The organism is Shigella sp. FC1967 (genome assembly GCF_001743005.1).
GTDB lineage: Bacteria > Pseudomonadota > Gammaproteobacteria > Enterobacterales > Enterobacteriaceae > Proteus.
On sequence record NZ_MIIZ01000066.1, the window covers coordinates 1 to 11266 of the forward strand.

11 protein-coding genes and 1 pseudogene are annotated in these 11266 nt (G+C 39.7%); 3 read left to right on the top strand and 9 right to left on the bottom strand.

What is annotated here, in order from left to right:
- Positions 1-59: 59 nt before the first annotated feature.
- From bioD to bioB, 4 genes are read right to left on the bottom strand one after another with little or no spacing between them, the layout of a single operon-like run.
- Positions 60-701 carry a dethiobiotin synthase gene (bioD, locus tag BHE89_RS00485; RefSeq protein WP_128860259.1) on the bottom strand — a complete coding sequence of 214 codons (642 nt, stop codon included), beginning with the start codon at positions 699-701 and terminating at the stop codon, positions 60-62.
- Positions 694-1458 (bottom strand): malonyl-ACP O-methyltransferase BioC, encoded by a 765-nt coding sequence (gene bioC, locus BHE89_RS00490; protein ID WP_069367506.1) that lies wholly within the window; start codon positions 1456-1458, stop codon positions 694-696. Before bioC ends, bioD begins: the two co-directional genes overlap by 8 nt.
- A complete protein-coding gene (gene bioF, locus BHE89_RS00495; RefSeq protein WP_069367505.1) occupies positions 1433-2596 on the bottom strand; it encodes an 8-amino-7-oxononanoate synthase in 1164 nt (387 codons plus the stop codon). Before bioF ends, bioC begins: the two co-directional genes overlap by 26 nt.
- Complete coding sequence (bioB, locus tag BHE89_RS00500) at positions 2596-3633, bottom strand: biotin synthase BioB (protein ID WP_036912109.1); 1038 nt, start codon at positions 3631-3633, stop codon at positions 2596-2598. Before bioB ends, bioF begins: the two co-directional genes overlap by 1 nt.
- Before the next feature lie 103 nt (positions 3634-3736).
- Here bioB and bioA point away from each other — a divergent pair, with 103 nt between their 5' ends.
- On the top strand, positions 3737-5011 hold the full coding sequence (gene bioA / locus BHE89_RS00505) for an adenosylmethionine--8-amino-7-oxononanoate transaminase (protein ID WP_069367504.1): 1275 nt from the start codon (positions 3737-3739) through the stop codon (positions 5009-5011).
- Between the two features lie 59 nt (positions 5012-5070).
- On the opposite strand, the gene pgl is transcribed toward bioA, so the two are convergent.
- The gene (pgl, locus tag BHE89_RS00510; protein ID WP_069367503.1) at positions 5071-6060 is read right to left on the bottom strand and encodes a 6-phosphogluconolactonase; all 990 of its coding nucleotides are present in this window, start codon (positions 6058-6060) and stop codon (positions 5071-5073) included.
- A gap of 149 nt (positions 6061-6209) precedes the next feature.
- Here pgl and BHE89_RS00515 point away from each other — a divergent pair, with 149 nt between their 5' ends.
- Complete coding sequence (locus BHE89_RS00515; RefSeq protein ID WP_069367502.1) at positions 6210-7031, top strand: pyridoxal phosphatase; 822 nt, start codon at positions 6210-6212, stop codon at positions 7029-7031.
- A 75-nt stretch (positions 7032-7106) separates the two neighbouring features.
- Here the strand turns inward: BHE89_RS00515 and modC are convergent, their stop codons facing one another.
- The 4 genes from modC to BHE89_RS00535 all read right to left on the bottom strand — a co-directional run bounded on the left by modC (position 7107) and on the right by BHE89_RS00535 (position 10096).
- Complete coding sequence (gene modC / locus BHE89_RS00520) at positions 7107-8171, bottom strand: molybdenum ABC transporter ATP-binding protein ModC (protein ID WP_069367501.1); 1065 nt, start codon at positions 8169-8171, stop codon at positions 7107-7109.
- Positions 8165-8857, bottom strand: a complete 693-nt coding sequence (gene modB / locus BHE89_RS00525) for a molybdate ABC transporter permease subunit (protein ID WP_069367500.1) — start codon at positions 8855-8857, stop codon at positions 8165-8167. The genes modC and modB overlap by 7 nt, the downstream gene beginning before the upstream one ends.
- 17 nt (positions 8858-8874) lie before the next feature.
- Positions 8875-9645, bottom strand: coding sequence for a molybdate ABC transporter substrate-binding protein (gene modA, locus BHE89_RS00530; RefSeq protein ID WP_069367499.1), 771 nt, complete (start codon positions 9643-9645; stop codon positions 8875-8877).
- Between the two features lie 307 nt (positions 9646-9952).
- Entirely contained in the window at positions 9953-10096 is a 144-nt protein-coding gene (locus BHE89_RS00535; RefSeq protein ID WP_071788544.1) for an AcrZ family multidrug efflux pump-associated protein, read from the bottom strand.
- 158 nt (positions 10097-10254) lie between these two features.
- Here BHE89_RS00535 and modE point away from each other — a divergent pair.
- Positions 10255-11047: pseudogene (modE, locus tag BHE89_RS00540) on the top strand (molybdenum-dependent transcriptional regulator).
- Positions 11048-11266: the final 219 nt, after the last annotated feature.

Below are 11266 nucleotides of genomic sequence, written 5' to 3' on the forward strand. Positions count from 1 at the left end.
GCTTAATAACACCCTATCAACTTTGTTTTAAACAAGAAAGATCGAGATAAGGCGTAAAATTATGCTCTTTTTACTTCATTTAAGTAGGGTATTTTACCTAAGAATGGGGCTTTAATATGCTGTTTTAGTGTTGCTAGATATTCTTTCTGATATCGCCCCGCAGGTTCAACTTCATTTGCAACCCAACCCGCCAATGTTAAACCAGACTGCATAATTGCGTGTTGTGTTAATAACGCATGATTAATGCAACCCAATTTTACCCCCACGGTCAAAATAACAGGTAGTTTTTCAGTGATAACCCAATCAGAGAAAAATCGATTTGCTGACAGTGGTGTAAACCAACCACCAGCACCTTCGACTAAAACCCAATCAGCTTGCTGCTTTAAGTAAGACAAACCTTCTGACATCACATCAAAATCAATAGGCTGATTCATTTCTTGGCTAACAATATGTGGTGACGTTGGCGTTTCAAAACAATAAGGATTAACGCGGTGATAATCTAACTTTACCGTACTGAATTTTTGCAGTGTAAGTGCATCTGAATTACGTAAACCTTCATTTAGCCACTCACTGCCCGATGCAACAGGCTTATAACCTGCGGTTTGATACCCTTGATGTGCTGCACATTGTAATAGAGCCCCACTAACTACCGTTTTACCCACTTCTGTATCTGTGCCTGTTAAAAACCATGTTTTAGCCATGTGATATTTTTCCTATAACAATTTGATAAGTGAGCAAATATTTACCTGATTCTGTTTTCCAGACATTTTCTAGTGCACGAAATTTCTGTCGTGTCATTAACCCTTTTTGTCGATTACCCTGCACAAAATTAGCACCAACGCCTTTCAAAGAAGCAAAGAGCGCATGTAATGAATCATATTGTTCAGTGACCATTTCAGTGGAAAATTGGTAATGAAAACCACAACACGCTTTCTCAATATCGTGGAGCGATAAAAAAGGATTTACATGAGGATGCTGATCCAGAGATTGCCAAGCCTCTCTGACTTCTTGCAATGTCAACGTAGTCAGTGTTGAGAAATAAAGTGCGCCTTTTATATTGACCGTATTCATTAGTGTTTTAATCGCACCCGATAAATCATCACACCATTGCATCGCTAAATTACTGAATACAATGTCCACACTTTGTGGTGCAACGGCACAATGCTCAATATCACTTTGTAAGTAACCATCGGCTCGCTGTTGCTGTTTTGCCACTTGTAGCATGGTGTGTGACAGATCAAGTGCAATAACAAACTTGCCTTCTTGCTTCCATTTTTGACTAAAATATCCTGTTCCGCATCCCGCATCTAACACAATATTGCCACTATCATGACGCGCTAAATCCATTAATTTATTACCGCTATAACGCTGAATATTGGCGTAATTATCGTAATGAACGGCGGCTTTACCAAATGTTTGAGCTATACGTTGTTTATCTGTTTTGATTGAAGAAAGCATGAAGCGTCTCGATTAACAGCTTAATATCTGAAAGATGATGGCGAGTGGTTAACGTTATTCGTAAACGCGCACTTTGAGGAGGTACAGTAGGTGGAAAGATTGCCTTTACCCAAAGTCCTTTAGATTGCAGATAATCTGAAAGTGTTTGGCACAATTGTTCATCACCAATAATTAATGGCTGAATAGCCGTTGCTGAAGGTAGTAATTTAACTGGAAGTGAAATGACACCTTGGCGAAAAGTATGAATTAATTGTTGAAGATATTCCCGTTCATTATCCGCTTGCTTAATAACATTAAGCGCGGTATTTAAAGCAATAGCTTGTGCTGGCGGTATCGAGGTACTGTAAATAAGATGGCGAGCATATTGTTCAAAAAATGCTGCGGTTGATGCATTACAAAGCACAGCGGCTCCGCTGACACCAAAAGCTTTACCAAAAGTGACTACCAATATTTCAGGTTTAATCCCCGCTTCATCACAACTGCCTCGACCTTCTTTACCTAAAACACCAATACCATGCGCATCATCGACCATTAACCATGCCTCATGTTGTCGGCTTATTGTTGCTATTTCAGTTAATGGAGCTTGATCGCCATCCATGCTAAATACCCCTTCTGTTACCACAAAGGTTTTATTAGCTGACGTTTTATTAAGTCGTTGAGATAAAGAATCAGAAGAATTGTGTAGAAATCGCCATAATGTGGCGGGTGATAATACGGCGGCTTCCATGAGTGAAGCATGACAAAGTTTATCTGCAATAATGGCATCATTTTTTTCAAGTAATGCCGAAATCACCCCTTGATTAGCACTATACCCAGATGAAAATAACAGTGCATTATCGTAACCTAGCCACTCTGCAAGATGTTGTTCTAATTGCGCATGAGCTTGTGTAAATCCAGTGATATGGCCTGAACCAGCGCTACCGACACCGTACTCATCAGCACCTTGTTGCCATGCTTTAATGACGTCCGTATGTTGACTAATACCTAAATAGTCATTGCCTGAAAAATTAAGGTATTTTTCCCCTGATGTTGTGATCAAAAAACGTCCATCCGATTGTTTAATCACTTTGCGTTTTCGCCATAATGGCGTATTTCTACGCACATTAAGTTGTTCATCTATATAGGTTTTCCAGCTCATTACAGTGCCGCGTTATAAAATTGTTCAGTATCTTTATTAGCAACCGCTTGCATCAAAGCTTCTTCTTGCTGATTATCGCCCATAGATACTGCTAATCGTTCAGGGTTTAAACCTAGTTTACGGAATAGCTGGTGATCTTTATCTTCAGTCGGGTTGGTTGTCGTTAATAATTTACAGCCATAGAAAATAGAGTTTGCCCCAGCCATAAAGCAAAATGCTTGTGTTTGTTCACTCATTTGCTCACGCCCAGCAGAAAGACGCACATAAGAGCGTGGCATCATGATACGAGCAACCGCGATAGTACGAATAAAATCAAAAGGATCGACATCTTCATTATCAGCCAAGGGTGTCCCTTTTATTTTAGCAAGCATGTTAATCGGCACACTTTCAGGAGGCTGTGGCAAATTCGCTAATTGCACTAACATTGCAGCGCGATCTTTCACTTCCTCACCTAAGCCTAAAATTCCGCCAGAACACACTTTAATCCCCGCATTGCGCACTTTATCAAGTGTATCTAAGCGATCTTGATAAGTACGTGTTGTCACGATACTGCCGTAAAATTCAGGTGAGGTATCAAGGTTATGGTTATAAAAATCCAGCCCTGCATCGGCTAATCGATTAGCTTGTGAATCATCTAATTTGCCAAGAGTCATGCAGGTTTCCATACCCAGCGCTTTAACTTCTTTGACCATTTGCTCAAGGTAAGGCATATCGCGTTCATGTGGGTTTTTCCATGCGGCCCCCATACAAAAACGAGTTGAACCTGCTGCTTTTGCTTTTTTCGCAGATTCAATTACTTGCTGAACTTCCATTAAGCGCTCTTTTTCTAATCCCGTTTTATACCGCGCGCTTTGGGCGCAATATTTACAATCTTCAGGACAAGCCCCGGTTTTAATCGACAGCAAAGTACTCACTTGGATTTGTGAAGGGTCAAAATGTTGACGATGAACTTGTTGTGCCTGAAAAACCAAATCTAAAAATGGCATATCAAACAGTGCTCTAGCTTCTTTTAGTGTCCAACGTTTTAATGCGCTCACAATACAATCTCCTTTTTAAAAGTGATTGCCAGTTTAAATAATAGGGTTATCATGTCAACTAAAATTGATCACCATTGGTTTACATGATTAAATGAAAAATATAATGACACCTGAAGATATCGCTTTCGATCTACACCATATTTGGCACCCATACACGTCGATGAGCCATCCCTTACCGGCTTATCCTATCGTCAGTGCAAAAGGCGTTGAATTAGTCTTGGCTGATGGTAGAAAACTGATTGATGGAATGTCTTCATGGTGGGCAGCAATTCATGGATATAATCACCCAGAACTCAATAATGCCGTGACAACACAGTTAAACAATATGTCTCACGTGATGTTTGGTGGCATTACTCATCCCCCAGCAGTCTCACTTTGTCGAAAATTATTAGCGATAACACCAGAGCCTCTTGAATGCATATTCCTAGCTGATTCTGGCTCTGTTGCTGTTGAAGTCGCGCTAAAAATGGCTTTGCAATATTGGCAGGCTAAAGGTGAAAAACGTCAACGCATTGTGGCATTAAAACAAGGCTATCATGGTGATACCTTTGGTGCCATGTCAGTGTGTGATCCAGATAACTCCATGCACAGTCTTTATAAAGGTTATCTGCCTAATCATCTTTTTGTAGATGCACCAAAAACGGGTTTTAATGAAGAGTGGGATCCCGCTGATATCGACTCATTACGCTCAACACTAGAACAACATCATCAAGAAATAGCTGCTGTTATGCTTGAACCCATTGTTCAAGGTGCAGGTGGAATGCGAATTTATCATCCCGAATATTTAAAACACGCAAGAGCCTTGTGTAATGAATTTAACGTGTTATTCATTGCCGATGAAATAGCGACTGGTTTTGGTCGAACAGGTAAGCTGTTTGCCTGTGAGCATGCTGGAATTTCTCCTGATATTATGTGTGTAGGTAAAGCATTAACAGGGGGTTACATGACCTTATCAGCGACCTTAACCACTCGCCATATTGCCGAAACCATCAGCCAAGGCGATGCAGGTTGCTTTATGCATGGCCCAACTTATATGGGAAATCCATTGGCTTGTGCTGTTGCTGATGCCAGTTTATCTCTGTTAGCAAAAGGTGATTGGGTAAACCAAGTTGCACTATTAGAAGCACAACTTAAAAAAGAGTTATTACCACTAAAACAAGTTAAAAGTGTCAAAGATGTGCGGATTTTAGGTGCCATTGGTGTGGTTGAAATGAATGAACCCGTCGATATGGCAAAGTTACAGAAAATCTTTGTGGATGAAGGGGTTTGGATCAGACCTTTTGGCAAACTGATTTATATCATGCCGCCATTTATTATGTCGTCAGCAAACCTGACTAAACTGACTCAATCTATTGAGAAAGTGGTTAATCTCACCTAAACATTGCTAAAAAATAAACCTCTAGCAAAGTGATATAGGCTAGAGGTTTACAATGGTGTTTATTTCGTTACGACGGTTACCCACATGGCACCTTTACCCACAGGATATTGTGCTAATTCTGTTAATGCGCCAGTCTGTTTATCAATACGAGAAACAGAAGCAAAATCTGATTTTTGACCACAAGAAATCAGGTAATTACCTGTGTTATCAAGAGAAAAGCCACGAGGTTGTGTTTGTGTTGGGTAATAACCCACAGGTTGCAAATAGTCACCCGTCTCTGAAATTGTCATGGCACAAATAAAACTTTCAGAGCGTTCACTTGCATAAAGAAAACGGCCATCCGGTGTAATATGAATATCTGACGCCCAACGAGTACTATTAAAGGTTTCAGGGACGATATCAACCGTTTGCATTAAACGATATAAATCCCCCATACGACGATAAACATTGATTGTCGCATCTAATTCATTAAGACAATAAAACACATCACCATTAGGGTGGAATGCCATATGGCGAGGTCCTGCATTTTGTGCGGTTGTCAGCTCGGCAGTACCCACTTCGGTTAAACGCCCATCTTCTGATAAATCGAATAAACGAATATGATCTTCACCTAAACAAGGGACAATCAGTTGTTTATTATTCCAATCGATATTAGATGAATGAGGCTTATTCAAGCCTTCAATAATTTGAATCGGTGATTGAGGGATCCCCTTCGCATTAATAGGTAAAACCGCTAAATTGCCTTGGTGATAAGAAGGAACAAATAAAAAACGCCCTGTTTTATCTAAGCATAAATGGACAGGCGTACTTGGAATAGAAGTGATAGCCTTTTGCTCTAACTGACCATCAACAGCAATTGCAAATGTCACCACACTAAAATGAGGTCGAATACCAACATAAAGGTATTTGCCATCCGCACTTGCAATCATCGGTTGTACTTGTCCTGCAACCTCAACAATCTGCAATAAATCCATTTCACCTTCGGTGTTTAATGCATAAACATGGATTTGTTGACTCTCTGGACTTGCTACGTAAACGACCTGTTTCATTCCTTCTCCTTAAACCCAATTACCCATTGATTTATAAAGAATAATAGAAAAACCAACGATAACCTGTCACGATTAAGCTAGTTTATCTTTTATTGGTTAACGTGTACCATCAACAACATTGCATCTTAATACTATCAAGGGGCTTATTTATGTCATATCGCGTTATTGCATTGGATCTTGATGGCACACTGCTTGATGACCAAAAACGTATCCTGCCAGAATCTTTAGAAGCACTCAATCTTGCAAAAAAAGCAGGTGTTAAAGTCTTAATTGTAACAGGTCGTCATCATGTTGCTATTCATCCATTCTATCAAGCACTCGATCTTGATACCCCTGCAATCTGTTGTAATGGGACCTACCTTTATGATTATATTGGTAAAAAGGTAATCGAATCCGATCCATTAACAACTCAAGAAACCAAAGCTGTGTTAGATCTCGTTAAGCAAACAGATGTACACCATTTAGTTTATGCTGATGATGCAATGATGTATGACCAACTTACCGCAGCAGTACAACGCACACTTAATTGGGCAGATACCCTTCCTATCACACAACGCCCCAATCTAGTTAAAGTCGATGATTTTTATAAAGCGATGCATGATGTTAATGCAATTTGGAAAATTGCCACAACAACGCCTGATCACGATGAATTACATGCATTAGTAGAAAAAATCGAGCAACAAGTTGGCTTAGAGTGTGAATGGTCTTGGGTTGATCAAGTTGATATTGCTAAAAAAGGCAACAGCAAAGGCCGTCGTTTACAACGTTGGGTCGAAGCAAACGGTATGAGTATGAGTGATGTAATTGCTTTCGGTGATAATTTTAATGATCTTAGCATGTTAGAACATGTTGGCTTAGGTGTTGCCATGGGTAATGCTTCAGATGAAGTGAAAGCACGTGCAAAAATGGTCACTAAAGTAAATTCACAGCCGGGTATTGCTGAAACTATTCATAAATATATTCTGTCTTAGTCTTATTTTTATATCATCCAAAAGACAAAACCTCATCAAAGATGAGGTTTTTGATCAGCCAATATAACGAATAAATTAAAGGTGGCGACTTAGCGAAATACTCTTAATTTGCGCATAAAGCCATTGCCCTTCTTGAATATTCAATTCATCTTTCGCCCAAGGGGTGATCCTCGCCCATAAATAATTTCCATCATTGACAAGTTTCACATCAACTTGACCATCATTTTTAATGGTTTCAACCACTTTCATATGCAAAATATTACGAATACTGCTATTTGATGGACGAGTCGTTGTTAATGACACATCAGAAGCATCAATACGTACACGCACATCACGACCGATTTTTGCCTCAATTTGAGGCAACCACAGCACTTGATTACCAAACGCCGTTGCTGTCATATCGTAATGACTATGGTGCTCCACCACCATCACATTGGCGATGCTGCTTAATGTCTCTTTTTGTAACCACGGACGTAATGCACTACTTGCCCATACATCTTCGAGTTTACCTGTCGCCTTAATTTTTCCTGCATCCATTACAATGACGTTATCTGCAAGCCGAATAATTTCATCAAGGCTATGACTCACATACAAAATAGGAATTTGTACATCTTGTGAGAGCTTTTCTAAATACGGCAGTAATTCACGTTTACGCGGTAAATCAAGCGAGGCTAAAGGCTCATCCATTAGCATAATATCAGGCGCAGTCAACAAGGCTCGCCCTATTGCCACACGCTGTTTTTCACCACCTGATAAAGTGATAGGAAAACGTGAAAGTAAATGTTCAATACCTAATAAATGAATAATGCGATCAAACTGTACTTTCATTGTCGGTGACATACCGTAAAGCAAATTTCCTCTTACTGTGTAGTGAGGAAACAGTCGGGCGTCTTGGAATACATAACCCACTTTACGTTTTTCAGGCGGCAGATAAATTTTCTTTTCAGTATCAACCAGTGTGTGATTATTTAATACAATCCGACCTGAATCGGGTTTGGTTAAACCGCCAATCACATTAATTAGTGAAGTTTTACCCGCCCCAGATAAACCAAAGACGGCAGTAATACTTTCTGTTGGCAATTCAGTATTGATTTCCAAACGCAGTGATCCTAGCGTCTGTTTAAAATTCATCTCTAGCATACGCCCCCCAATCTTCTACGACCCCAACGCGTTAACCACTCTGAAGCCATTAAAGAGACGAGTGCTAAAATAATTGCAATCACACATAAACGGGCAGCGTCCATTTCTGCGCCTGGTGTTTCAATCAAGGTATACATAGCCAAAGGGATTGTTCTGGTTTCCCCCGGAATATTGGAGACGAAAGTGATTGTTGCGCCAAATTCTCCCAATGAGCGCGCAAACGCCAACACAATCCCTGCGATGATCCCCGGCATAGATAAAGGTAACGTTATGGTAAAAAAGACGCGTATCGGTGAAGCCCCTAAGGTTCTTGCTGCTTGCTCCATACGTTGATCGACAGCTTCTAATGCCAATCTGATCGCCCTTACCATCAGTGGAAATGCAACGACTGCGGATGCAAGTGCTGCGCCTCGCCAACTAAAGGTAAAGCTAAAGCCAAACCAGTCATACAACCACTCACCAATAAATCCGCGTCTCCCCATACTGATCAGTAAAAGATAACCGACCACAACAGGTGGCAGAACTAAAGGTAAATGGATAATGCTATCAAGCAATGATTTACCGGGAAAACGTACCCTAACTAAAAGCCAAGCCATAAAAATACCAAAAGGTAGACTGATAATAACTGCAACAGTCGATACCTTAAGGCTTAGTATGATAGCTTGCCATTCGTATTCACTTAACATCTCCAAAAGTATAATTCCTACAGTGGGCTAAAGCCGTATTTCTTAAAGATTTCTGCGGCTTGAGGTGTTTTCAGATAGTCATAAAAATCACGAACGGCTTTATTGTCCTGACCTTTTACAACTGCCATTGGATACTCAACAGGTTTGTGGCTATCAGCTGGAAATATGCCAACCACTTTCACTTTATCACTCGCAACCGCATCAGAACCGTATACGATACCTAATGGTGCTTCATCACGTTCAACCAGCGCCATACCACTACGTACGTTATTAGTACGCGCCATATCAGGGCTTACCGTATCCCATGCACCTAAATATTCTAATGATTCTTTTGCATAGATACCAACAGGTACATGATCCGGATCGCCTACGGCTAGTTTTCCACCATTAAGCAAGGATTTCCATTTGGTTTCCTTATTAATAACAACGTCATTTAATTGACTATCTTTAGGGGCAATAAGCACTAAATCATTACCTAATAGTGTATGACGAGAATCTGCAACCATTAAATTTTTATCGATTACGTAGTCCATCCACTGCTGGTCTGCTGAAATAAACAGATTTGCAGGTGCGCCTTGTTCAATTTGACGCGCCAGCGTTGAAGACGAAGCATAAGATGCAACCACGTCAGTTTTCTTTTCTTGCTTATATTGTGCCGAAATTTCATTAAGAGCATTAGTAAGAGAAGCGGCCGCAAATACCGTTACTTTTTCCGATGCAAAACTTTGACTGACTAAAGCAAAAGAAATAACTGCGCCAGCAAGCAACTTGCCTGATAATTTTTTCATGTTCGAATTCCACTTAAATTAAAGGATGACACGCTGTATATACCAAGATATAGCGAAAAATGAAAGGATTAGATGAGAGAAACTGGTTATATATCAATAAATATAACCATTAAAAAGAAACAGAAAATAGAGATAGAGAAATTTACATACTCTAAATAATTCAAGTCACGGCTAGGCGACAAGTGAATGAGTCACTAGGAGCATATATAAGTATGTGACTAGTGCGAAAGAACGCCGTTGCTTGAAGTATGACGAGTAAAAAAATAGCCCTTCAAAAAAGGGCTATTCTAAATCAGGGAGGGAGATTTTATGATTTTTTGTCTGCTTTTGGCTGACTTGGTGAAATCAAGTTAAACACTTCACCTAAACCATAAATGATGCCCATAATCAGTACCATTACAACGGGTACCATCAAGAGAGCAAACCCTAAACTTTTCAACAATTCAAGCATGATAACCTCTTTATCATGGTATATTCGGAAAGCCAGAGTTGGCATTTCTTCACGAATGACGAATAATAACGCTATAGATGTATATATTCTAGAGAATTATCGCTTTGTGTCGGCACAAAAAATGCGATAAACACACAAAAAAGAAGAAGCCTATCATTATGCAAGCAGAAATATTATTAACTCTTAAACTTCAAGATAAGCTCTTTGCCGATCCTCGTCGTGTTGCATTATTAAAACAGATCAAAGCGACGGGTTCTATTAGCCAAGGGGCAAAAATGGCAGGCATTAGTTATAAAAGTGCTTGGGATGCCATTAATGAAATGAATCAACTCGCAGACGAACTTCTTGTTGATAGAGCAACAGGCGGTAAAGGTGGCGGTGGTGCAACCCTTACACATTATTGTGAGCGTTTACTTCAACTTTACGATCTACTCGGTCAAATTCAGCAAAAAGCCTTTGATGTATTAAAGGATGACTCACTTCCTCTTGATAGCCTATTAGCGGCTATTTCACGTTTCTCCTTACAAACCAGCGCCAGAAACCAGTTTTTTGGTACCATTATTGAACGTGATAATCTTCAGGTTCAACAACATGTTAATGTTCAACTCGCTGATAAAAAAAACGACTATTCGCGCAGCATTAACAGAAAAAAGTGCAGATCGCCTCGGTTTGAAAAAAGGCAAAGAAGTACTGATTTTAATTAAGGCACCTTGGGTCAATATTGAGAAAGAGACTTCTTTAGCGCAACAATATGACAATGCCCTTTCTGGCACGTTGACTCAAATTGAGACAGGCAGTGAAAACAGTGAATTAGTGGTGACATTAGAAGGTGGGCAAGAAGTCTGTGCCACCTGTTCTAATCAGCATGTTAAAGAGCAAAAATTGCATATTAATGATAGTGTAACGGCTTTATTTAATGCCGATCAGGTGATTGTCGCCACACTGTGTTAATTATTAGCATGATTGCTTTTCAATAAAAAAATAAAACCATTACTTAGTTATTATTTTAGAAATAATATTAAGTGATGGTTTTTGCCACCTGTTCTAATCAGCATGTTTAAAGAGCAAAAATGCATATTAATGATAGTGTAACGGCTTTATTTAATGCCGATCAGGTGATTGTCGCCACACTGTGTTAATTATTAGCATGATTGCTTTTCAATAAAAAAA